Source organism: Phytohabitans rumicis (assembly GCF_011764445.1).
GTDB classification, from domain to species: domain Bacteria; phylum Actinomycetota; class Actinomycetes; order Mycobacteriales; family Micromonosporaceae; genus Phytohabitans; species Phytohabitans rumicis.
Window position 1 is genome coordinate 2,046,376 of sequence record NZ_BLPG01000001.1, and the last position, 23,323, is coordinate 2,069,698.

Genomic DNA, 23,323 nt, shown 5'->3' on the forward strand with positions numbered 1-23,323 from the left:
GGCTACTTCACGCCCGCCACGTCCATGCCGCGCAGTTCCTTCTTCAGCTCGTGAACCTCGTCGCGGATCCGGGCCGCCAGCTCGAACTGCAGCTCCCGGGCCGCGGCCAGCATCTGGTCGTTGAGGTCCTGGATGAGCTGGGCCAGGTCGGCACGGGCCATGCCGGCCCGGGACGGGGTGGCCGCCTTGCCGCGCGACCGGGTCTCCGGCACCGGCGCCTTGCCGCGCGACATCTGCCGCCCGGAGCCGCCGATGACGTGCCCGCCGGGACCGTGGCCGGCCAGCGCGCCCTCGGTGTCGTCGGCCTCCCGGTAGATGTCGTCCAGGATGTCGTGGATCTTCTTGCGCAGCGGCTCGGGCTTGATGCCGTTCGCCTCGTTGTACGCGACCTGCTTGGCCCGCCGCCGGTTGGTCTCGTCGATCGCGTTGGCCATCGACGGGGTGATCTTGTCCGCGTACATGTGGACCTGGCCGGACACGTTACGGGCGGCGCGGCCGATCGTCTGGATCAGCGACGTGCCGCTGCGCAGGAAGCCTTCCTTGTCGGCGTCGAGGATCGCCACCAGCGACACCTCGGGCAGGTCGAGGCCCTCCCGCAGCAGGTTGATGCCGACCAGGACGTCGAAGTCGCCCTTGCGCAGCTCACGCAGCAACTCGACCCGGCGCAGCGTGTCGACCTCGGAGTGCAGGTAGCGCACCCGGATGCCGTGCTCCAGCAGGTAGTCGGTGAGGTCTTCGGCCATCTTCTTGGTCAGCGTGGTGACCAGCACCCGCTCGTCGCGCTCGGTACGCAGCTGGATCTCGTGCATGAGGTCGTCGATCTGGCCCTTGGTCGGCTTGATCAGCACCTCGGGGTCGATCAGGCCGGTCGGGCGGATCACCTGCTCGACGAACTCCCCACCGGAGTGCTGCAGCTCCCACGGGCCGGGGGTGGCGGACAGGAACACCATCTGGCCCACCCGCTCCAGGAACTCGTCGAAGCGCAGCGGCCGGTTGTCGGCCGCGCTCGGCAGCCGGAACCCGTGCTCGATCAGCAGCCGCTTGCGCGAGGCGTCGCCCTCGTACATGGCGCCGATCTGCGGGATGGTCTGGTGCGACTCGTCGATGACGGTCAGGAAGTCGTCGGGGAAGTAGTCGAGCAGGCAGTGCGGTGGGCTGCCCGGCTCGCGGCCGTCGATGTGCATCGAGTAGTTCTCGATGCCCGAGCAGAACCCGACCTGGCGCATCATCTCCACGTCGTACGACGTGCGCATCCGCAGCCGCTGGGCCTCCAGCAGCTTGCCCTGCTGCTCCAGGTCGGCGAGCCGCTCGGTCAGCTCGGCCTCGATGCCGCGCAGCGCCCGCTCCATCCGCTCCGGCCCGGCCGTGTAGTGGGTGGCCGGGAAGATGAGCAGCTGGTCGACCTCCTTGACCACGTCGCCGGTGAGCGGGTGCAGGTAGTACAGCTTTTCCACCTCGTCGCCGAAGAGCTCGATCCGGACCGCCAGCTCCTCGTACGCCGGGATGATCTCCAGCGTGTCGCCCCGGACCCGGAACGTGCCCCGGCTGAACGACATGTCGTTGCGGGTGTACTGGATGTCGACCAGCCGGCGCAGCAGCTTGTCGCGGTCGATCTCCTGACCGGCCCGCAACTTGACCGAGCGGTCGAGGTATTCCGACGGGGTGCCCAGGCCGTAGATCGCGGACACGGTGGCCACCACGATCACGTCGCGGCGGGTCAGCAGCGACATCGTCGCCGAGTGGCGCAGGCGCTCGACCTCCTCGTTGACCGAGGAGTCCTTCTCGATGTACGTGTCCGTCTGCGGGATGTACGCCTCGGGCTGGTAGTAGTCGTAGTAGGAGACGAAGTACTCGACCGCGTTGTTGGGCATCAGCTCGCGAAACTCCTTGGCGAGCTGGGCGCAGAGCGTCTTGTTGTGTGCCATCACCAGTGTGGGCCGCTGCAGCCGCTCGACCAGCCACGCCGTGGTCGCGCTCTTGCCCGTGCCGGTGGCGCCGAGCAGCACCGTGTGCCGGTCGCCCCGGCGCACCCGACGCTCAAGGTCATCGATGGCTGTCGGCTGGTCGCCGGACGGCTTGTAGTCGCTGATTACCTCGAAACGGCCGTCGAGTCGCGGGATGTCGAGCGCCATGCAGCCCACCGTACGCCGACCGTATGACAACCTCGGAGCGCGTACGATCAACTTCGATTTGTCATTGTGTGCACAAGATCACCGCGCTACCGTCTTAGAGGTAGGCCGCTCGCGGCGGCCGACCGGGTTCACGATCGGGCCTCCACACCGGCCGATCACACCCGGCGCAGGGTTGCAGCCCCGGCAGCTCGTCGGTGAGCGCACCCGACGCGGTCGCGCAGGACGCGCTGACCGGCCGCCGCGAGCGCCCCATTGTGTTCCGACACGTCACCTCAACCGCGCCCAGCCGTTCAACCTCAGGTGAAGGCAAGCCTCGACCGGCGGCGCGTGGTCGCGCTCGTCGCTCTCGTCTGCATCGCCGTCGGCTCGGCCGCGGGACTGACCACCGGCCTCGTCTCCTGCACCCCGGCGCAGGAGACGGCCCAGATCCGGCCGCTGTCCGCGACCGAGGCGCAGCGCCTGGCGGGCATGCGCGCCCGCAACTACCAGGACGGGCGGGTCGGCATCCGCGCCACAGTGGGCAAGCCGGGTACCGAGATCCGCCTGGCGGGGTGGGTCGACTGGCGCCGGCAGCTGGCCTACCTCGCGGCCACCGCGCCGGCTCCGGGTCCCGACGACGGGCTGCTGCAAGCCGTACCCGGAATAGTGGCGACGCGGCCCGGACGGGCCGACGGCGGTCTGCCACCGGCGACGCCACCGGTGGGCGACTGGCGGGTGCGGCCGTCCACGGCGACCGCCGCGCAGCCGGCGGTGATCGACTCGTTCCTCGCGCTGCTCTTCACGGTGGCGGACGCCGCGCCATCCGATCAATCAGGAACGGTGGCGGAGCTGCTGGTCAGCAGCGAGTCGCGCTGGCTCGGCCGGGACACGGTCGAGGGCCGGACGGTCGACGTGCTGCTCGGTCCGGCGGTGCCGCCGCGGATCCGCCCCACCGGGAGCCCGACGCCCACGCCGACCCCCACCGGCCCCGTCGGCCCCGCCAGCCCGACGCCAGCGCCCGGATCGCTGGCCGCGATGGGCGGGGCGGTCCGCTACTGGCTGGACGGCGACGCGCGGCTGCACCGGTACGAGGCGCTGCTGGCCAAGGACTTGCCGGTCAAGGTCGACCTGACCCGCGGCGAACAGCCGCAAATCGCCGCGATCGACGCGTTCGGCGGCCGGATCACCAAGCCGCGCAAGCTGAGCACCGCCGAGGCCGACCTGCTCGCGAAGATGCGCCAGCGCAACCGCGCCGTGGGCGGCGGCGAGCTCACGCTGACCGTGCCGATGCTCCCCGCCGGGGTGCTGCGCGCGAAGGGCTGGATCGACTGGCGCAAGACCCGCGCCTACCTCGGCGTGTACGACCCCGACACGCCGAAGGAGCGCATCCTCATGCGGGTCAGCGGCGACGGCGTCTCCGTACGCGCCAAGGGTTACACGGCCGGCAAGCTGCCCCCGATGCCCGTGCCCGGCGGCGGCTGGGAGTTCATCGCGTGGTCCAAGCGGGGCGACGCGCTCGGCGGGCTCGATCTGGACATGCTGCTCAACGAGGCGCTCGCGGTGAGCAGTTCGCGCCGCGACGACGCGAAGGCGCTGCGCAAGGCGGCGCTGTGGCTGCGCACGGACACGATCGGCGGCGCGCCCGTGACCGTGTTCGAGATCTCCAAGGTCGCGGACGTCGGCGGCGCGCGCGGGCAGGCCCGCATCCGCTACTGGGTCGATCGGAACGGTGGGTTGCGCCGGCTGGAGCTGCGCACCCGGGTCGGGGCGTTCGGGCAGCTCGACATCAAGCCGGGCGACGTGCCCCTGTGACGATGTGCGCCGGGCGGCCCGGGTCGGCGCTGCCGTGCCCGCCGCCGTCCGGCAGCGGCGGAAACCCGGCCGGGCCGAGCAGGTCCGGCCGGTCGGTGGTCACCTCGAAGACGCCGTCCGCCACCCGGGCGTCGGCGCCCAGGACGTACCCCAGCCGGGCCTCGATCCGCGCGTAGTCGGCCGGGTCCGCCGGCGCGCCGGGGTGCGCCACCCGCTGCTGGCGCACGTTCTCGCCGTACGGCACGAGCCGCCCCAGCCACAGGTCGTCGACCCGGGCGTGCAGCGTGTCGAGGTCCGCGTCGTTGTCCAGCAGCACGTCGGCGGCGGCCCGCCGCCGCGCCGGGTCGGCCTGCGCGCGGATGCGCGCGTGCGCCTGATCTTCGGTCATTCCCCGGTCGCGGACCAGCCGGCCCACGCGGGTGGCTTCGGCCGCATCGACGACGATCACAATATGGTACGACGGTGCGAGTCCCACCTCGACGAGGAGGGGGACGTCGTTCACCACGATCGCGTCGGCCCCCGCCGCGGCGACAAGCTCGATGGACCGGGCACGCACGCGAGGATGCACGATCGCTTCGAGCCTTCGCCGCGCCCCATCATCCCCGAACACCCGATCGCCGAGCGCCACCCGATCAAGGGCGCCATCGGCTCCCAGCACTCCCGGGAACGCCGCAACAACGGCGTCCAGCCCTTCGGTCCCCGGCGCCACGACCTCCCGCGCCACCAGATCCGAGTCGACAAGCGTGGCGCCCAGCGTCACGAGCCGCGACGCAACCGCCGATTTCCCCGCGCCGATGCCCCCGTCAGGCCCACCATCAACAAATCAGGTAACTCCCAAGCCAGCAACCAACGGACGGAGAAAGCCCACAACAGAGTTTCGGGCCGGGGTGACCGGCGGAGACATCAAGCCTGACGGGCTCCGCGGGCACCCCGGCCCGAAACTCAAAAGCGCAACCGACGACTACTTACCGCCAGCCAACTTCTCCCGCAGAGCAGCAAGAGCCTCGTCAGTGGCAAGAGTCCCAGCCGGCTCCTCAGGCGCCTGGCGGGCAGGAGCCGACGAGCCGCCGGACGACGACGGAGCCACCGGCGGAGCCGCCGCCGCGTCCGCGTCGGCCGCCCGAGCGCTCTGCACCTGCTTGGTGTGGGCCTCCCAGCGCACGCGGGCCTCGGCGTACTGCCGCTCCCACTCCTCGCGCTGCTTCTCGAAGCCCTCGAGCCACTCGCCCGTCTCCGGGTCGAAGCCCTCCGGGTAGATGTAGTTGCCCTCGTTGTCGTACGTCGCGGCCATGCCGTACTGGGTCGGGTCGAAGTGCTCCTCGCCCTCGACGAAGCCCTCGTTGGCCTGCTTGAGCGACAGCGAGATCCGCCGGCGCTCCAGGTCGATGTCGATGACCTTGACCATGACGTCGGAGCCCACCTGCACGACCTGCTCCGGGATCTCCACGTGGCGCTCGGCCAGCTCGGAGATGTGCACCAGGCCCTCGATGCCGTCGTCGACCCGCACGAACGCGCCGAACGGCACCAGCTTGGTCACCTTGCCCGGCACGATCTGCTGGATCGCGTGGGTGCGGGCGAACTGGCGCCACGGGTCCTCCTGCGTCGCCTTCAGCGACAGCGAGACCCGCTCGCGGTCCAGGTCGACGTCGAGGACCTCGACCTCCACCTCCTGGCCGACCTCGACGACCTCGGACGGGTGGTCGATGTGCTTCCAGGACAGCTCGGAAACGTGCACCAGGCCGTCCACGCCGCCCAGGTCGACGAACGCGCCGAAGTTGACGATCGAGGACACGACGCCCTTGCGGACCTGGCCCTTCTGCAGCTTGTTGAGGAACTCGGTGCGCACCTCGGACTGCGTCTGCTCCAGCCACGCGCGGCGGGACAGGACCACGTTGTTGCGGTTCTTGTCCAGCTCGATGATCTTCGCCTCGAGCTCGCGGCCCACGTACGGCTGCAGATCGCGCACCCGACGCATCTCGACCAGCGACGCCGGCAGGAAGCCGCGCAGCCCGATGTCGAGGATGAGGCCGCCCTTGACCACTTCGATGACGGAGCCGCGGACGACGCCGTCCTCGTCCTTGATCTTCTCGATCGTCCCCCACGCGCGCTCGTACTGCGCACGCTTCTTCGAGAGGATCAGGCGGCCCTCCTTGTCCTCCTTCTGGAGAACCAGGGCCTCGATGTGGTCACCGACCGACACCACCTCAGCGGGGTCCACGTCGTGCTTGATCGACAACTCGCGCGAGGGGATGACGCCCTCGGTCTTGTAGCCGATGTCGAGCAGGACCTCGTCCCGATCGACCTTGACGACGGTGCCTTCGACAATGTCGCCGTCATTGAAGTACTTGATGGTCTCGTCGATCGCGGCGAGGAACGCTTCCTCGGATCCGAGGTCGTCGACGGTGACCTTGTTGGCGCTCGAGGTGGCCTCGATGCTGCTCGTCATGTGGACTGTTGCTCCGAACGGATGGTGTCGCGGGTGACCTGCTGCGCCCACGGACCCGCCGCCGGGCACAGCACTACCGTTGTCGATACTCAGCTGGCATCGATGCGTGCAAGATGTGTCCGCCGACCGCGGACCTGCTCCCTGCCGAGGTCACGATCCGCGAGTGCATCGAACAGCTTACCGTGCGCATTACCACAGCGTGCAAGCCCTACCGGCACCCGATGTGCGCGTGTCTCCCAATCGCGGGAAAATGTCCTGGATGTCGCCGTGATGTGTCCTGTGTCATACCGCTACTGTGGCGCGCGTGATCGACGAGGACGAGCGGGTCGGCCGCCACCCGGTGACCGACGCCCAGACCCGCCGCGCCAACCGCCGCTGGTGGGACCTCGACGCCGACAACTACCAGGCCGAACACGGCGAGTTCCTCGGCGACGTAGACTTCGTGTGGTGCCCGGAGGGCCTGCGCGAGGCGGACGCCCGGCTGCTCGGCGACGTCGCCGGCCGGCGCATCCTCGAGGTCGGCTGCGGCGCCGCGGCCGCCGCCCGGTGGCTCGCCACCCAGGGCGCCCAGGTGGTCGCCTTCGACCTGTCCGCCGGCATGCTGCGGCACGCCGCGCACGCCGCCGACACTTCCGGGGTACGGGTGCCGCTCGTGCAGGCCGACGCGCTGGCGCTGCCGTTCCCCGACCGGTCGTTCGACATCGCGTGCACAGCGTTCGGGGCGATCCCGTTCGTCGACGACTCGGCCGCCGCGATGCGCGAGGTCCACCGGGTGCTCCGCCCCGGCGGCCGCTGGGTCTTCTCGGTCACCCACCCGATGCGCTGGATCTTCCTGGACGACCCGGGCGAGCGGGGCCTGGTCGCCGTGCACTCGTACTTCGACCGCAGCCCCTACGTCGAGCAGGACGAGGCGGGCGTCCCCACGTACGTCGAGCAGCACCGCACCCTCGGCGACCGGGTACGCGAGCTGGTGGCGGCCGGCTTCGTCCTGCGCGACCTGATCGAACCCGAGTGGCCCGAGGACCACGAGCAGCTCTGGGGCCAGTGGAGCCCCCTGCGCGGCCGCCTCTTCCCCGGCACCGCCATCTACGTCGCGGCGAAGCCCGCCCAGCCCGAACGAAGCCCGGGGCACCGGGCGTAGGCGGGGCGGTGACAAGCCGCCCGAGGAGCCAGTCGCGTTCGACCCGGTCCTTGTCCTACGTCACGTGCCCGTCGCGGCCCTCACGAACCGTTGAGGTATCGGAGGCGCCCTCGTGGAACCACCTTCGGTTGGCGCGGTGTCCGGATGGGCGGCGCGATGAACGCCGATCGCAGGATGTCGCTGTGGAGCCAGGTCGTCGAACACGCCCAGGGCGGACCGGTCACGGTCGCACCCGTCTGCGCCACGGCGGTGTCGGCCGTCGGCGTGGACGGCGCCGCCGTCACTGTGGTGCTCAGCACCGGCCCACGCGAGCTGGTGTACGCCAGCGACCAGGTCGCCTCGGAGGTGGACGAGTTGGCCCTGACGCTCGGCGAGGGCCCGGGCGTGGACACCGTCACCGGCGGCCCGGCGCTGGTCGCCGACCTGACGACCCCGTGGTGCCTGGCCCGGTGGCCGGTGTTCGCGCCAGCGGCGACGCACGCCGGGGCACGTGCGGTGTTCGCGCTGCCCCTGCAGGTCGGCGCGATCCTGGTCGGCGTCATGGGCCTCTACCGCGCCCAGCCCGGTGGCCTGGACGGCGGCGGTGGCTCTCCTCCGGCTGCGGGCCTACGCGTACGCCCACGACCGGCGGCTGCGTGACGTCGCCGGGGACGTGGTCGCCCGACGCCTACGGTTCGAGCGGGACCCCGTCGCCGAAGAAGGCGACGGCGGACGTGATCGACTTCCTGCACGTGTTGACCGAGCGATGTGTCCAACTGCTGGGCGTCTCGGCGGCCGGGCTGCTGCTGACCGACCAGCGGGACACGCTGCAGGTGGTGGCCGCCTCCTCCGAACGGACCAGGCTGCTCGAGCTCTTCCAGCTCCAGACCGACCAAGGCCCATGCGTGGACTGCTTCCGCACCGGCCAACCCGTGTCGGTCGCCGACCTACCCTCGGCCGGCCGCTGGCCAGCCTTCACCGCCGCCGCCGCGGAGGTCGGCTTCGTCGCCGTGCACGCGATGCCCATGCGCCTACGCACGGAGATCATCGGCGCGCGACGCCCTCACCGAGCAGTTGCAAACCGCGTTGCGCAGCCGCGTCCTGATCGAGCAGGCCAAGGGCGTCCTGGCCGAACGCCTCAAGCTGGACATGGCCGAAGCCTTCACACTGCTGCGCGGCGACGCCCGCAACCACAACCGGCGCCTGTCCGACCTCGCTCAAGCCATCGTCGACGGCACCGAACAGATTCCGCCGGCGACGGTTGCCAACCCGCCCCGCTGACACCCGCGGCCGGCCCCGCTCATCGCGGCGCTCCTCACCCGGGGGCGGCACCTCCTCACCATGCGGTTCTACGGTGACGAACAATGTCGTGCCGAATAGGCGACCATAACCCCTTATACGCATGCACTTATGAACGAATTTGAAGATTTATTCAGATAACCAGCAAACGGCGTGGCATGTTTCTCGCCGGAAGGCCATGGTTGGCACATGACACAGACGATCCATAGGAGCGACAACGAACTTCACACTAACGTCACCGACGAGCTGCTGTACAACCCCAGCATCGACGCCGCGCGGCTCAGCGTATCGACGAACAGCGGCGTCGTGACACTCTCCGGCGAGGTTGACAGCCTGCCCGAGCGCCATGCGGCGAAGCGATCGGCTCTGCGCGTGTGGGGCGTCAAGGCCGTCACCGATGACATGGTGGTGGTACGTGACCCGGGCATGTCCGGCGCGAAGGACACCGATATCGCCGAGGCAGCCAAGCAGATGCTCAACTGGGCGGTCGACGTGCCGTCGGACTCGGTCAAGGCCGACGTTCGCAATCACACTCTCACTCTGTCGGGGACCGTCAAGTGGCAGTACCAGCGCGAGGCTGCCGCCCGCGCGGTCATGTACCTCAAGGGCGTCACTGCGGTCACCAACAGCATCTCGCTGACCACGACCGCGCCGGCGTCCGAGGCGAAGGCCGCGATCGAGGCAGCGATCCTGCGCAACGCGCAGCTCGACTCCGGCAAGATCATCGTCAACGTCAACGGCGGAGAGGTCACCCTGAACGGTTCTGTCCAGTCGTGGGCCGAGCGCCGTCAGGCGGGCTACGTAGCGTGGGCGGCATCGGGCGTGACCAGCGTGAAGAACCACCTCGCCATCACTTCCTGAGCCACCATCCCACACGGCACGACAGTTCAATCCCCCTCGGGCAGGGCCGGCCAACGTGACTCAGTCGCGTCGGCCGGCCCTGTCGTCCGTTCACCAGCAAGCGGCACCGCAGGCCCCGACGGGCGTAGTGTGAGGGCGCCGCTCCGGACCCCGGTGGCGTGACAGTCCGCATCAGCGGACGCACCCCCCGCGCGAGTTTGAGGTCCACGTGACCTGCCGGTAGCCGCGGCTGCCAGATGAAGGGACCACGATGTCCGACAAGTCTCCGCAAAAGGCCAACCTGAAGAAGCAGGGTAGGACGTTGAAGGAGAAGCGGGCCGAGAAGAGGATGAAGAAGATCAGGCGCTCGGACAAGACCTCGAACATCCCACCAACCGGCCGCTGAGCTTGATCGGCGCGCCGCGGGGCGGCGGCGCGCCGGGCGGCTAGTGGTCGGCGCTGTTCCAGTCGTGGCCGACGCCGACCGAGACCTCCAGCGGCACGGACAGCGGGTACGCGTTGCCCATCTCCTGGCGTACCAGCGCTTCGAGGGCCTCACGCTCGCCCGGCGCCACCTCGAACACCAGCTCGTCGTGCACCTGGAGCAGCATCCGGGAGCGCAGCCCGGCGCCGCGCAGCGCGGTGTCGACGTGCAGCATCGCCACCTTGATGATGTCGGCGGCCGACCCCTGGATCGGGGCGTTGAGGGCCATCCGCTCGGCCATCTCCCGGCGCTGCCGGTTGTCGCTGATCAGGTCGGGCAGGTAGCGCCGGCGGCCGAGGATGGTCTCCGTGTAGCCGTCCTGCCGGGCCTGCCCCACCACCGCCTGCAGGTAGTCGCGTACCCCGCCGAACCGCTCGAAGTACTCGTCCATCAGCGCCCGCGCCTCTTCGGTCGGGATGCCGAGCTGCTGGGACAGCCCGTAGACCGACAGCCCGTACGCCAGGCCGTAGTTCATCGCCTTGATCTTGCGGCGGTGGTCGGCGGTGACCTCCGTCAGCGGGATGCTGAACACCGACGACGCCGTCGCCGCGTGGAAGTCGGCGCCGGAGTTGAACGCGTCGATCAGCGCCTCGTCCTTGGACAGGTCGGCCATGATGCGCATCTCGATCTGGCTGTAGTCGGCGCTCATCAGGCACTCGTAGCCGGAGCCCACCACGAACGCCCGCCGGATCCGCCGGCCCTCCTGCGTACGGATCGGGATGTTCTGCAGGTTGGGGTCGGTCGACGACAGGCGCCCGGTGGCCGCGACGGTCTGGAAGTACGTCGTGTGGATGCGCCCGTCGTCGGACACCGACTTGAGCAGGCCATCCACAGTGGACTTGAGTTTGGCCACGTCGCGGTGCCGCAGCAGGTGCTCCAGCAGCGGGTGCCCGGTCTGCGCGAACAGGCTCTGCAGCGCGTCGGCGTCGGTCGTGTAGCCGCTCTTGATGCGCTTGGTCTTCGGCAGGTCCAGCTCGCCGAACAGGATCTCCTGCAGCTGCTTGGGCGAGCCGAGGTTGAACTCGCGCCCCACCACCGCGTACGCCGCCTGAGCCGCCGCCTTCACCTCGGCCGCGAAGTGGCTCTCCAGGTCGGACAGGTAATCGGTGTCGGCGGTGATGCCGGTGCGCTCCATCTCGGCGAGCACCTCGACCAGCGGCAGCTCGACCTCGGCCATCAGCCGCGCGGACAGCTCACCGTCGCGGGACAGCTCGGCGTCGATCGCCTCGGCCAGGTCGAGGGTGGCCCGGGCGCGGAGCATCAGGTTTTGCTCGACCGCCTGGCCGTCGTCGCCCAGCCCCTCGAACGTGAGCTGGCCGGTCTCCGGCGCGTCGACCCGCAGCTCGCGGTGCAGGTAGCGCAGGGCCAGGTCGGTCAGGTCGTACGTGCGCTGGTCGGGTCGCGCCAGGTAGGCCGCGATCGCGGTGTCGCGGGTGGTCCCGTGCATCTTCCAGCCACGGGCCAGGAACCCGAGCAGCGCCGGCTTGCTGTCGTGGATCACCTTGGGCCGCTTGGCGTCGGCGAGCCAGGCGCCGACCGCGGCCTCGTCGGCCTCGTCCAGCTCGGCCGGATCGAACCACGCGGCCGGACCGTCGCCCGTGGCCAGCGCGACGCCGGTCACCTCGCCCGTGCCCCGGCCGAACCGCCCGGCCACGGCGACGCCGATCGGCGTGCCGGCCGGCGCGTACGACTCCAGCCAGGCCGCGACCTCGCCACCGGCCAGGACGGACCCGTCGAGGTCGAACCCGGCCTCGGCCTCCGGCTCGACGGCGTCGAGGTACTGGTAGAGCCGCTCGCGCAGGACCCGGAACTCCAGCGCGTCGAAGACCTGGTGCACCGCCTCGCGGTCCCAGCCCTGCCAGCGCGCGTCCTCGGGGCGCAGCGGCAGCTCCAGGTCGCACACGAGCTCGTTGATCTCGTAGTTGCGCAGGACGTTGGCCAGGTTGGCGCGCAGGTTGTCGCCGGCCTTGCCCTTGATCTTGTCGGCGTTGGCGACGATGCCGTCCAGCCCGCCGTACTCCTTGATCCACTTGGCGGCGGTCTTGTCGCCCACCCCGGGGACGCCGGGCAGGTTGTCGCTGGCCTCGCCGACCAGGGCCGCCTTGTCGCGGTACTGCGACGGCGGCACGAAGTACTTCGCCTCGACCGCCTCCGGGTTCATCCGCCAGACCTCGGAGACGCCGCGCACCGGGTAGAGCACGGTCACGTGCTCGTCGACCAGCTGGAACGCGTCGCGGTCGCCGGTGCTGATCACCACCTCCATGCCGGCCGCGCGGCCCTGCTTGGTCAGCGTGCCGATCACGTCGTCGGCCTCGTAGCCCGGCTTTTCCACCACCGGGATCCGCAGCGCGTCGAGCACCTCCTTGACCAGGCTCACCTGCCCCTGGAACGGCGCCGGCGTCTCCGCGCGGCCGGCCTTGTACTCCGCGTACCGCTCGGTGCGGAACGACTGCCGCGACACGTCGAACGACACGATGATGTGCGTGGGCCGCTCGTCACGCAGCATGTTGATCAGCATCGACGTGAACCCGAAGACCGCGTTGGTCGGCTGTCCCGTCTGGGTGGAGAAGTTTTCCACCGGCAGGGCGAAGAACGCCCGGTATGCGAGCGAGTGCCCGTCGAGCAGGAGCAGGCGCGGCGTTGACTCTGTCACAGAATGCGACTCTAGTCCGCACCCCCGACACTCTCGGCCACGGGCACGCGGAGCCGGCCCGAAGCCCGTAAGGTGTCCGCCGACAGGCAGATAGAGGGAGGCACCGATGGACCGGCCGGCGTGGGCGCCGCCCGAGATCGACCTGGAGCGGCCGAGCACCGCCCGGATCTACGACTACATGCTCGGCGGCCTGCACAACTTCGCGATCGACCGGCAGATGGCCGAGCAGGTGCTCGCCGTCGCCCCGCAGCTGCGGATCTCCGCGCACGCCAACCGGGGCTTCCTGCGCCGCGCGGTGAAGTTCCTCGCGGCGGCCGGCATCCGGCAGTTCCTGGATCTGGGTTCGGGCATCCCGACGGTCGGCAACGTGCACGAGGCGGCCCACCGGGTCGCGCCGGACGCCCGCGTGGTCTACCTCGACGCCGACCCGGTCGCCGTCGCGCACAGCCGGGCGCTGGTCGAGGACGACGAGCGGGTGACCGTGCTCCAGGCCGACATCCGCGACACCGACGCCATCCTCGCCAACCCGCGGCTCAACGCGACCCTCGACCTCAGCCAGCCGGTCGCGGTGCTGATCGTGGCCGTGCTGCACTTCGTCCCGGACGCGGACGACCCGGCGGCCCTCGTGGGCCGGCTGCGCGACGCGGTCGTGCCGGGCAGCTACCTGGCCATCTCCCAGGTGGGAGCGCCGACACGCGCGCTGACGCCGCAGGAGCAGGCCGTCGCCGACATGTACACGCGCGCCAACCCGGTCGCGCTGCGCACCGGCGAGCAGGTCGCCCGCTTCTTCGCCGGGCTGGAGCTGGTCGAGCCGGGCCTGGTCGACCCGGCCCGGTGGCACGCCGACGAGGATGTCGACGAGCTCATGCCGTCGTACGCGGGCGTGGGCCGCAAGCCCTGAGCAGAGCTTGGCGGCCCACGCACCAATTAGCAGGCCCTAGGCGACGCCCAGGTACGCCTCCTTGACCGCCGGGTCGTGCAGGAGGTCCTGACCGGAGCCCTCCTTGACGATCCGCCCGGTCTCCAGCACGTAGCCCCGGTGTGCCCGGGACAGCGCCTGCTGGGCGTTCTGCTCCACGAGCAGGACGGTCGTGCCCTGCTCGTTGATCCGCGTGATGATCTCGAAGATCTGCTGGATCAGCATCGGCGCGAGACCCATCGACGGCTCGTCCAGCAGCAGCAGCTTCGGCCGGGTCATCATGGCCCGCCCGACGGCCAGCATCTGCTGCTCACCGCCGGAGAGCGTGCCGCCGGCCTGGCGTTCGCGCTCCTTGAGCCGCGGGAAGAGGTCGAAGACCATCGCCAGGTCTCCGCTGATGGCCGACCGGTCCCGCCGGGTGTACGCGCCCATCTCCAGGTTTTCCTGCACCGTCATGCCGGGGAAGATGCCCCGGCCCTCGGGCGCCTGGCCGATGCCGCGGATCACCCGCAGGTCGGCGCGGGTCTTGGTGATGTCGTGGCCGTCGAACGTGATCTTGCCGGACGCCACCGGACGCAGCCCGGAGATCGCCCGCATGGTGGTGGTCTTGCCGGCGCCGTTCGCGCCGATGAGCGCCACCACCTCGCCCTCGTTCACATGCAGGCTGATGCCGTGCAGGGCCTGGATGCGGCCGTACAGCAGGGTCAGGTTCTCGATCTCAAGCAGCATCGGTCGGCACTCCCAGGTACGCGGCGATCACGGCCGGGTTGTCCCGAACCTCGATGGGCAGGCCCTCGGCGATCTTCTTGCCGAACTCCAGCACCACGATCCGGTCGGTGACCCCCATGACCAGGCGCATGTCGTGCTCGATCAGCAGCACCGTGACGCCGGTGTCGCGGATCTTGCGGATGAGCTTGAGGAGGGAGTCCTTCTCCGCCGGGTTGAAGCCGGCGGCCGGCTCGTCCAGGCAGAGCAGGGTCGGGCTGGTCGCCAGCGCCCGCGCGATCTCCAGGCGCCGCTGCTCGCCGTACGACAGGTTGCGCGCCAACTCGCCCGGCCGCTCGACACCGACGAACCGGAGCAGGTCGTGCGCGCGGTCGCGCCCGGTCCGCTCCTCCCGCCAGAACCTCGGCAGCCGGAACAGCGCCGAGATCACGCTGGTCTTGTGGTGCGCGTCGGCGCCGACCATCACGTTCTCCAGCGCGGTCATCTCCGGGAAGAGCCGGATGTTCTGGAACGTCCGGGCGATGCCCAGCTGGGTGATCTTGTGTCGGGCCTTGCCGCTGATCTTCTGGCCGCTGAAGCGGATCTCCCCTTCGGTCGGCGTGTAGACCCCGGTCATCGCGTTGAAGCAGGTGGTCTTGCCGGCGCCGTTGGGCCCGATGAGCCCGAGGATCTCGCCCTTGTACAGGGTGAAGTCGACGTCGTTGAGCGCGACCACGCCGCCGAACCGCAGGGTGACGTGGTCGACCTCGAGCAGCGCCTCCCGGGCGGCCGCGGGCTCGGTGACGGTGTCCGTCTCGGTCTCGGTCATGCGCTCGCCTCCGTCGGTGCGGCCTCCTTACGCCGGTCGGCGAACTCCGCCGCCCGACGTTTGCTGGGCAGGATGCCCTGCGGCCGGAAGATCATCATCACGATCAGCACGAGACCGAAGATCAGGATCCGGTACTCGGCGATGTTGACTTCCAGACCGAGAGTGCCGCCGATGCCCCGCAGCCACTCCGGCAGGTACCAGGTGATGAACGCGCCCACCACCGCGCCGGCGATGTTGCCCGCCCCGCCGAGGATGACCGCCGCCAGCACCAGGATCGAGTTTTCCAGCAGGAAGCTGTCGGAGTTGATGAAGTTCTGCTTTCCGGCGAAGAGCGCGCCGGACAGGCCGCCGACCGCCGCACCGATCGCGAACGCCCACAGCTTGTACTTGAACGTGGGCACGCCCATGATCTGCGCCGCGTCCTCGTCTTCCCGGATGGACACCCAGGCCCGGCCGACCCGGCTGCGGCTGAGGTTTCGCATGCCGAGGATCACGAAGATGATGATCGTAAGGGTCAGCCAGTAATACGGCCGCGGGTCGATCACCCCGAAGATCGGGTCACCGGCGCTGTCCTTCAACTGCGGCACCGGGTGCGGGATCTGCGGGATGCCCCGCTGGCCGTTCGCGATGCCCTCGTTGCGGGCGGCGTACAGGCGGATCATCTCGGCGAAGCCGAGCGTGACGATCGCCAGATAGTCGCCGCGCAATCGCAGCGTCGGACCGCCCAGGATGACGCCCGAGAGCATGGTGACCGCGATGGCCGCGGGCACCGCCAGCAGCCACGGCCAGCCGATGTCGAACCGGCTCTCCGGCGACGTCAGGATCGCCACGGTGTACGCGCCGACCGCGAAGAAGCCGAAATACCCCAGGTCGAGCAGGCCGGCGAAGCCGACCACCACGTTCAGCCCGACGGCGAGGAGCACGAAGATGGCGGTGTCGAACAGGACCGTGGCCATGTCCGATTCCATCGTCCGGAAGTACCACAGGTTGACGTAGAACCACTTGTTCGGCAGCAGGTAGAGGAAGATGATCAGGGCGGCCATCGCCACCCAGCGCACCTGCTTCGGCATGTTCTGCCACCGGGTACGCATCGCGTTGCCCCGCGACCGGACCTTGTCCACGTGTGCGTTCATGCCCGCGCCCTCCCCAGCGACTCGCCCAGCAGACCGGTCGGCCGGAACATCAGCAGCACGATCAGTACGACGAAGCCGGTGAAGTCTTTCCACTCCGTGCCGAACAGGCCGGAGGCGTAGTTTTCGACGACGCCGAGCAGCAGGCCGCCGACGAGTGCCCCGCGCAGGTTGCCGATCCCGCCCAGTACCGCGGCGGAGAACGCCTTGAGCCCGATCAGGAAGCCGACGTTGAAGCGGCTGAAACCGTAGGTGACGTTCCATAGCAGGGCGGCGGCGCCGGCCATGATGCCGCCGATCACGAAGACGAGCAGGATGACCCGGTCCTTGTTCACACCCATGAGGGCGGCGGTGTCCGGATCCTGGGCCACCGCCCGGATGCCCCGGCCGAGCCGGCTGCGGTTGACGAACATGTCCAGCGCGACCAGCATCCCGAGCGCGGACAGCACCACCAGCAACTGGGTGTTGGTGATGTGCCAGGCGCCGATGGAGATGACGTCCTTCTGGTGAATCACGTCGACCATGCCGAACGGCGCGCGCTCACCACCGATGCCGAGGTTGTCGCTGAAGAGGCCGACCGACTCGGCGAGCACGAACGACGCGCCGATCGCGGTGATCAGGAACGCCAGGGGGGTGCGTTCCGCCGGCGCAGCGGCCGGTAGGCCACCCTTTCCACCACCACGGCGGTCGCCGTGGAGCCGATCACCGCGGCGATGAGGCCGGTGATCAGCAACCACATCACCATGCCGAAGCCGTTGATCGCCGAGTTTTGGTCGTATCCGAGCGCCTGCCAGACCCCCATGGCGGCAATGGTGCCGATCATGAAGACCTCGGAGTGCGCGAAGTTGATGAGCCGCAGGACGCCGTACACCAGCGTATAGCCGAGGGCCACGAGCGCGTAGATGGCGCCCTGCTCCAGCCCGGTGATGGTCAGGTCGGGGAAGTCCCGCAGCAAGCCGTCGAAGTCCAAGTAGTGCTCCAGGAGAAGGTCTTATGCAAAGTCAAGTGCGGCCGGGAGCGCCTGCTCCCGGCCGCACCCGATCACTCGGAGTCCCGTACTAGACCGTCAGGCCTTGGGGATCTCGACGTCCGGAACCACCTTGCCGGCCTGCACCTTGAACGCCCAGACGATCACCTGGGTCGGGTCAAGCTCGCCGTTGCTCTCGAACTTGTAGGTCACGCCCGTGGCGGGGCCCGCCTTGTTGTAGCCGTTGATCCAGGCGAGCATGTCGGCGCGGGTCGCCTTGCCGTCCTTCAGACCCTCAAGGACGATCTTGGTGATGTCGTACGACACGTCCGCGTAGGTGCCCGGCTCGGCGTTGTCGAACGCCGCCTTGTAGTCGGTCACGAACGTGCCCTTGGCGGCCGTCGCCGGCGCGCACGGGCAGGTCAGGATCGTGCCCTCGGCGTTGGCCTGGCCGGCCACCGAGACGAAGTTGGCGTCGTTGACGCCGTCGCCGGCGACCATCGTGCCGGTCCAGCCCGCACCCTTGAGCTGCTTGAGCAGCAGGCCGGCCTCGGTGTAGTAGCCACCGAAGAACAGCGCCGTCGCGCCGCTGCCACGGATCTTGGTGACGACCGCGGAGAAGTTGGTCTGCTTGACCTGGACCTTGTCGGTGCCCACGACAGCCGCGCCGAGGACCTTCTTGACCTCGTCCGCCAGGCCGGCGCCGTACGCCGACTGGTCGTCGACGACGTACACCTTCTCGGCCTTCATCACGTTCTGGATGTAGCGGCCGGCGGCCGGGCCCTGCGACTCGTCGTTGCCGACACCCCGGTGGAAGATCGTCCAGCCCTTGGTGCTCAGGCTCGGACGGGTCGCCGACGGGGTGATGATCGGAAGCGTGGCCGACTGGAAGATCGGGTTGGCGACCTCCGACTCACCCGAGAAGGCCGGGCCGATGATGGCGATGACCTTCTGGTCGCCCGCCGCCTGCGTCGCCAGGGCCGGGGCCTTGGCCGGGTCGCCCTGCGAGTCGTACTCCTGCAGCTCGACGGTGCAGTCGGCGTTTTCCTTGTTGTACTGGTCAATGGCCAACTTCGTGCCATTGCGCATGTGAATACCCAAGCCGGCCGCGTCACCGGTGAGCGCGCCGAAGAATCCGATCTTCAAACCGCAGGCAGCGCTGGTGCCGCTGCCACCGGTGTCATCGTCTTCTCCGGCCTGACACGCGGCCGCGCCACCGAATACGAGGGCGGCGATGGCGATGCCACCGAACGCCCGCGCGAGCTTCTGCCTCAAGGCTCGAACCCTCCTCCATCAATTGGCCCGAACCACCCACTGCCGATTGGCTCTTGCGGGACAGACGAGCCCGACCGGTATCTCGGTCTGCGCGGGGACGTTATCCCACCAGGCGGGCACCTCGTAAGGTCTTGGCTGAGGGGTTGACGAAACCGTTACGTAGCGTGCTCAGTCTGACGTTAAAGCTGTCATATGGCGTTACTGTCCGGGCTGGTCGGAAGCCTCGCCTGGCGTCTCGGTCAGGATCCGCTCGGCCACCTCACGCATGGTCATGCGGTGGTCCATCGCCGTCCGCTGGATCCACTTGAACGCCTGCGGCTCGGTCATCCCGTACGTCGTCATGAGCATGCCCTTGGCGCGCTCCACCGCCTTGCGGGTCTCCAGCCGGTCGGTCAGCCCGGCGACCTCGGACTCCAGCGCCGCGATCTCCTGGTACCGGGACAGCGCCACCTCGATCGCCGGGACCAGGTCGCTCTTCTGGAAGGGCTTGACGAGGTACGCCATCGCGCCGGCCGCCCGGGCCCGCTCGACGAGGTCGCGCTGGCTGAACGCGGTCAGGATGACGACCGGCGCGATCCGCTCGCCCGCGATCCGCTCGGCGGCCGCCAGGCCGTCCATGATCGGCATCTTGATGTCGAGGATGACGAGATCGGGCTTCAGGTCCAGCGCCAGCCGCACGGCGGTCTCACCGTCGCCGGCCTCGCCGACCACGTCGTAGCCCTCTTCGACCAGCATCTCGGCCAGGTCCAGGCGGATAAGCGCCTCGTCCTCGGCGATCAGTACCCGCCTGCGCTCGGCACCCGCCTGCGTGTCGGCCACGAACCCCTACCCCTCGCGCTTTCTTTCGACACCCCCACCGGTCGGGTGCCGCCGCCCTCAGCGTAATGGGTACGCTGATGCCGGCCAGTCCCAGACCCGACCGAACGTCCCCGTATCCCAACCGGCAGAGGAACGGAGCTCAAACCTCCGACAGTGTGGGTTCGAATCCCACCGGGGGCACAGAAAAGAGAGGTATGTCCAGTTAGTGCCGGAATAGCCCGGTTTACCGACTGGCGATCTCCTCTTCCCTGTCGCCGCATAGGTTCACATCGTCGATGTCCGCGATGGTCTGCCCCGTGGCGTGCCCGGTCTGGAACGGCACGGTCAGGGTCCGGCACAGAATCCGGATGTCCAGCCACAGCGACCACTCGTCGACGTAGCGCACATCGAGATCGAGCCGCTGTCCCAGCGTGAGCCGGCTGCGCCCGCTGACCTGAGCCAGACCCGTGATGCCCGGCCGCACCTCATGGCGCCGCAGATGGTGCGCGCTGTAGCGCGGCAGGTACTCCACGAGCAGTGGGCGCGGTCCGACCAGGCTCATCCGCCCGGTCACCACATGCACCAACTGCGGCAGCTCGTCGAGGCTGGTACGGCGAAGAAACCGGCCGAGCTTCGTCGTACGTTCGTCATCGCCGTGCCAGAACTCGGCGCGGTCGCGGGCGGGCCGCATCGTGCGGAACTTGCACATGGTCCAGGGGACCTGGTGCAGCCCGGGACGCACCTGCCGGAAGAGAACCGGTCGACCCGAAAAGGCGAGCAGCGCACCGGCGACCGCCGCCATGACGGGTGCGAGAACCACGAGCATCAGGCCGCCGACGACGATGTCCATCGCGCGCTTGACGTAATTGCGACTATTCATCCTCTACCATGTTGATTCGTGCTGCTGTTTGTCTGCCAAGGCAATCTGTGCCGTTCGCCGATGGCCGAGTTTCTTGCGCGGAGCACCGCTGGCGGCACGGTGGTCAGCGCCGGCACGCACGCGGTCGCCGGCCGCACCATGCATCCCCACGCCATGAGCGCCCTCGCCGAGGAGGGGATCGACGCGTCGAGCTTCCGCAGCCGGACGCTCGATTCGAGTCTTGCCGCCGCCGCCACCCTCACCTTGACCGCGACCAGGGAACAGCGCGCCGCGTGTACCCGCTTGGCGCCGCGGCAGCTGGGCAGAGTCTTCACGCTCCGGCAATTCGCCCGGCTCCTCGACGCGACCGGATTGCGTGGACTCACCGATGTGGACAGTGTGCTGGCGGCGGTGACCGCGGTGCGCGGCAACATCCAACCCGTGCCGACTTCGCACGATGAGATCGCCGATCCGGTACACGGAACGCTCGACGACATGCGAGCCTGCATGCGGTTGACGCGGCGCAGCCTCCGTTCCGTCCTCGCCGTCGTCAAGCTGCCCTGACCAGATCGATACCGGCGTCGCTCGGCTTCGTCCGGTGCCGGCCGTCGGGCTGCTGGCCGTAGTAGCTGTAGTAACCCGCGTCCGCCTTCGTCACCTGCATGTTCAGGACGCAGCCGAGCACCCTGGCGTCGACGGCCCGCAGCCGGGCGAGTCCGGTCCTGATCTGTGCCACGGGTGTCTTGCCCGAGCGAGCGACCACCACCGCCCATCCGCCATCGCGGCCAGCACCGCGGCGTCCGTGACCGGCACCAAGGGCGGCGTGTCGACGACGATGAGGTCGTAGTGCTCCAGTTGCTGCGCGAGCAGCTGCGCCATCGCCCTGGAGCCGAGCAATTCGCTCGGGTTGGGCGGCACCGATCCGCTTGGCAGCACCCACAGCTGGTGCCGGCCCCAGCGTTGCACCACATCGGCGACGTCGACCTGCCCGGCCAGCACATTGGACAGTCCAATCGCACCCTCGAGATCGAGATACTCGGCCACCTTCGGGCGACGAAGGTCGGCATCTATCAGCAGCACGCGCTTGTCGGCCTGGGCGAACGTGATCGCCGTGTTCACCGCCGTGGTCGACTTTCCCTCACCGGGTAGGGCGCTGGTGACGACCAGCGTGCGCACCGGCCCGTCGACATCGGCGAACTGCAGGTTGGTCCGCAGATGACGCAGCGATTCGCCGCGCGAGCAGGATGCCGCCTCCGTCAACAGCGGAGCATCGGTCGCCTTGGCATCGAAGGGAATGACCGCCAGCGTCGGAGCGTCGGTTGCCGCACGGAGCTCATCCGATGACTTCACCGTGGAATCAAGCGTTTCCCGCAGGACCGCCGCGCCAACGCCGACGAGCAGCCCGAGCAGCGCCGCCAAGCCGAGATTTCGCACCGGCTTGGGCGACACCGGGTTCTCGTCCAGCGTGGGCCCCGCGGCGACCTCGACCTTGACGGTGGCCGTGGCTTGGCCCGGCGGCGTCTCGAGCACCTCGATCAAGTTCCGGAAACCCGTCGCCAATGCCCAGGCGAGCTCCTGTGAGCGGGTCTTCGAGGCATCCGTGACCGTCGCCTCCAAGAGCACGGTATCGGGGACCACGCGTGCCTCGATTCGCTCCTGCACCTCCCGCGGCGTGAGGCCGAAGGACGGTTCGGCCGCAATGCTTCTGGCGAGCCGGTCGCCGGCGAGCAGATTCGCGTACGACTTCACCCGTTGCTGGGAGAACAATCCGCCCTGGTACGCGTCGGAAAGCCCTTGGCTGGGGGTGGTGACGAAGAACGTGACCGAGGTCGCGTACTGGGGCACGGCGAATACCGTCAGCAGGCCCACCGTCCCCAGGGCCAGCCCGGTAATGGTGGCCACGACCCACCAGCTTCTACGGGTCGCGCGCAAAACCTCGCGTAGCTCCACGATCAGCAGAATAAATGGCCATCACGCCTCGATCTTGGATAAAACGCCCAGCAATGGTTCCGAACTTTCGGTCCCGTCCGGCCGCCACCCGTCGATACCCACCTGGCACACGAGTGCCAGCTGCGCGCTGATGGCGTCGGGGCAGGCGTACGCGTCGAGAAACCGCAACTCGCTCGGGTCCAGCGGGGGGACGTCGACATACGAGATAAGCGGATGACGCGTGGCCAGCGCGGCTTCGTCGCTGCCGAAAAGGTCTTCGTGGAGCTTCTCGCCCGGGCGCAGTCCGGTATAGACGATGTCCAGGGACGCGTCGCCGTGCGCCGCCGCGATATGCCGAGCGACCGCCTCGATCGCGACCGGAGCGCCCATGTTCGCCACCAATACCTCGCCGCACTGCCCGATCGCGGTCGCCTGGATGACCAGATGCACGGCCTCCTGCACGGTCATGAGGTATCGGGTCACCTTGGGATGGGTCACGGTGATCGGGCCGCCCGCGGCGGCTTGCGCCTGGAACGCGGTCAACACCGAGCCCCGGCTGCCGAGGACATTTCCAAATCTGACGCTGAGGAACCTGCCCGGAAACTGGGTCGCGGCGTAGGCGGTGAGCCGTTCGGTAATGCGCTTGGAGTAGCCCAGAACGCTCGTCGGATTGGCGGCCTTGTCCGTCGAGATGTTGACGAAGCACTCCACGTCCCGCGCCGCGTCCAGGAGCGTCTGGGTGCCCCATACGTTGGTCTTGACCGCCTCACCCGGAAACCTCTGCAGGAGCGGAAGGTGTTTGAGCGCGGCGGCGTGGAAAACCACCTGCGGCCTGCGTGTGGCGAAGATCGTCCGGATCGCTTCGGCGTCACGCAGGTCGGCCAGGATCGTGTCCGGCGTGCTCAACAAGGCCCGGCCGTACAGCGACAACTGCACGGCGTGCAACGCCGACTCGTCGCGGTCGACCAACGTCAGTTCGGCGGGGTCGAGGTCGCGGACCTGTTGGGATATCTCGGAGCCGATCGAGCCGCCGGCTCCGACAACGAGCACGCGCTTGCCCGCCAGGTGGTTGCCGACCGATCCGAGATCGATGTCAGCCTGGCGTCGTCCCAAAATATCACCTAGCGGCACTTTCAGCACATAGCTA

At 69.1% G+C, this 23,323-nt stretch carries 18 protein-coding genes, 1 tRNA gene and 3 pseudogenes; 9 read left to right on the forward strand and 13 right to left on the reverse strand.

Annotated elements, in window-relative coordinates; translation table 11 throughout:
* Positions 1-2 precede the first annotated feature (2 nt).
* Entirely contained in the window at positions 3-2,132 is a 2,130-nt protein-coding gene (gene uvrB, locus Prum_RS08710) for an excinuclease ABC subunit UvrB (RefSeq protein ID WP_173075479.1), read from the reverse strand.
* A 300-nt stretch (positions 2,133-2,432) separates the two neighbouring features.
* Between uvrB and Prum_RS08715 the strand changes: the two genes are divergently transcribed.
* Positions 2,433-3,923 carry a hypothetical protein gene (locus tag Prum_RS08715; RefSeq protein WP_173075481.1) on the forward strand — a complete coding sequence of 497 codons (1,491 nt, stop codon included), beginning with the start codon at positions 2,433-2,435 and terminating at the stop codon, positions 3,921-3,923.
* Here Prum_RS08715 and coaE read toward each other — a convergent pair.
* Complete coding sequence (coaE, locus tag Prum_RS08720; protein ID WP_371871206.1) at positions 3,898-4,683, reverse strand: dephospho-CoA kinase; 786 nt, start codon at positions 4,681-4,683, stop codon at positions 3,898-3,900. The genes Prum_RS08715 and coaE overlap by 26 nt on opposite strands.
* Positions 4,684-4,884: 201 nt before the next feature.
* Positions 4,885-6,369: a 30S ribosomal protein S1 gene (gene rpsA, locus Prum_RS08725; RefSeq protein WP_173075483.1), complete on the reverse strand. Its 1,485-nt coding sequence runs from the start codon at positions 6,367-6,369 to the stop codon at positions 4,885-4,887.
* Between the two features lie 277 nt (positions 6,370-6,646).
* Here rpsA and Prum_RS08730 point away from each other — a divergent pair, with 277 nt between their 5' ends.
* From Prum_RS08730 to Prum_RS08745, 5 genes and pseudogenes are all read left to right on the forward strand, one after another.
* Positions 6,647-7,510: a class I SAM-dependent methyltransferase gene (locus Prum_RS08730; protein WP_371871362.1), complete on the forward strand. Its 864-nt coding sequence runs from the start codon at positions 6,647-6,649 to the stop codon at positions 7,508-7,510.
* 144 nt (positions 7,511-7,654) lie between these two features.
* On the forward strand, positions 7,655-8,149 hold the full coding sequence (locus Prum_RS08735; protein WP_173075485.1) for a GAF domain-containing protein: 495 nt from the start codon (positions 7,655-7,657) through the stop codon (positions 8,147-8,149).
* 92 nt (positions 8,150-8,241) lie between these two features.
* Positions 8,242-8,481 (forward strand): annotated as a pseudogene (locus tag Prum_RS55000) (GAF domain-containing protein); the annotation flags it as partial.
* A gap of 82 nt (positions 8,482-8,563) precedes the next feature.
* Complete coding sequence (locus Prum_RS49350) at positions 8,564-8,770, forward strand: ANTAR domain-containing protein (RefSeq protein ID WP_281368870.1); 207 nt, start codon at positions 8,564-8,566, stop codon at positions 8,768-8,770.
* Between the two features lie 207 nt (positions 8,771-8,977).
* The gene (locus tag Prum_RS08745; RefSeq protein WP_173075487.1) at positions 8,978-9,649 is read left to right on the forward strand and encodes a BON domain-containing protein; all 672 of its coding nucleotides are present in this window, start codon (positions 8,978-8,980) and stop codon (positions 9,647-9,649) included.
* 425 nt (positions 9,650-10,074) lie between these two features.
* Here Prum_RS08745 and polA read toward each other — a convergent pair whose 3' ends face one another.
* Positions 10,075-12,765, reverse strand: coding sequence for a DNA polymerase I (gene polA, locus Prum_RS08750; RefSeq protein ID WP_173075489.1), 2,691 nt, complete (start codon positions 12,763-12,765; stop codon positions 10,075-10,077).
* A gap of 106 nt (positions 12,766-12,871) precedes the next feature.
* Between polA and Prum_RS08755 the strand changes: the two genes are divergently transcribed.
* Positions 12,872-13,666 (forward strand): SAM-dependent methyltransferase, encoded by a 795-nt coding sequence (locus tag Prum_RS08755; protein ID WP_173075491.1) that lies wholly within the window; start codon positions 12,872-12,874, stop codon positions 13,664-13,666.
* 36 nt (positions 13,667-13,702) lie between these two features.
* On the opposite strand, the gene Prum_RS08760 is transcribed toward Prum_RS08755, so the two are convergent.
* The 6 genes and pseudogenes from Prum_RS08760 to Prum_RS08785 all read right to left on the reverse strand — a co-directional run bounded on the left by Prum_RS08760 (position 13,703) and on the right by Prum_RS08785 (position 19,409).
* A complete protein-coding gene (locus tag Prum_RS08760; protein WP_173075493.1) occupies positions 13,703-14,413 on the reverse strand; it encodes an ABC transporter ATP-binding protein in 711 nt (236 codons plus the stop codon).
* Positions 14,403-15,218, reverse strand: coding sequence for an ABC transporter ATP-binding protein (locus tag Prum_RS08765; RefSeq protein ID WP_173075495.1), 816 nt, complete (start codon positions 15,216-15,218; stop codon positions 14,403-14,405). Before Prum_RS08765 ends, Prum_RS08760 begins: the two co-directional genes overlap by 11 nt.
* Positions 15,215-16,309, reverse strand: coding sequence for a branched-chain amino acid ABC transporter permease (locus Prum_RS08770; RefSeq protein WP_173083550.1), 1,095 nt, complete (start codon positions 16,307-16,309; stop codon positions 15,215-15,217). Before Prum_RS08770 ends, Prum_RS08765 begins: the two co-directional genes overlap by 4 nt.
* A 38-nt stretch (positions 16,310-16,347) precedes the next feature.
* Positions 16,348-17,318, reverse strand: a pseudogene (locus Prum_RS08775) (branched-chain amino acid ABC transporter permease).
* A gap of 96 nt (positions 17,319-17,414) precedes the next feature.
* The gene (locus Prum_RS08780; protein WP_173075497.1) at positions 17,415-18,590 is read right to left on the reverse strand and encodes a branched-chain amino acid ABC transporter substrate-binding protein; all 1,176 of its coding nucleotides are present in this window, start codon (positions 18,588-18,590) and stop codon (positions 17,415-17,417) included.
* Positions 18,591-18,788: 198 nt separating this feature from the next.
* Positions 18,789-19,409 carry an ANTAR domain-containing response regulator gene (locus Prum_RS08785; protein ID WP_173075499.1) on the reverse strand — a complete coding sequence of 207 codons (621 nt, stop codon included), beginning with the start codon at positions 19,407-19,409 and terminating at the stop codon, positions 18,789-18,791.
* Positions 19,410-19,515: 106 nt separating this feature from the next.
* Here Prum_RS08785 and Prum_RS08790 point away from each other — a divergent pair.
* Positions 19,516-19,589: transfer RNA gene (locus Prum_RS08790), tRNA-Leu, on the forward strand.
* A gap of 43 nt (positions 19,590-19,632) precedes the next feature.
* Here Prum_RS08790 and Prum_RS08795 read toward each other — a convergent pair.
* Positions 19,633-20,268, reverse strand: a complete 636-nt coding sequence (locus tag Prum_RS08795; protein ID WP_173075501.1) for a sugar transferase — start codon at positions 20,266-20,268, stop codon at positions 19,633-19,635.
* An 18-nt stretch (positions 20,269-20,286) separates the two neighbouring features.
* Here Prum_RS08795 and Prum_RS08800 point away from each other — a divergent pair, with 18 nt between their 5' ends.
* On the forward strand, positions 20,287-20,811 hold the full coding sequence (locus Prum_RS08800) for an arsenate reductase/protein-tyrosine-phosphatase family protein (protein ID WP_173075503.1): 525 nt from the start codon (positions 20,287-20,289) through the stop codon (positions 20,809-20,811).
* Between the two features lie 102 nt (positions 20,812-20,913).
* On the opposite strand, the gene Prum_RS08805 is transcribed toward Prum_RS08800, so the two are convergent.
* Complete coding sequence (locus Prum_RS08805; RefSeq protein WP_173075505.1) at positions 20,914-22,197, reverse strand: tyrosine-protein kinase domain-containing protein; 1,284 nt, start codon at positions 22,195-22,197, stop codon at positions 20,914-20,916.
* Between the two features lie 21 nt (positions 22,198-22,218).
* Positions 22,219-23,316 (reverse strand): annotated as a pseudogene (locus tag Prum_RS08810) (polysaccharide biosynthesis protein); the annotation flags it as partial.
* Positions 23,317-23,323 lie beyond the last annotated feature (7 nt).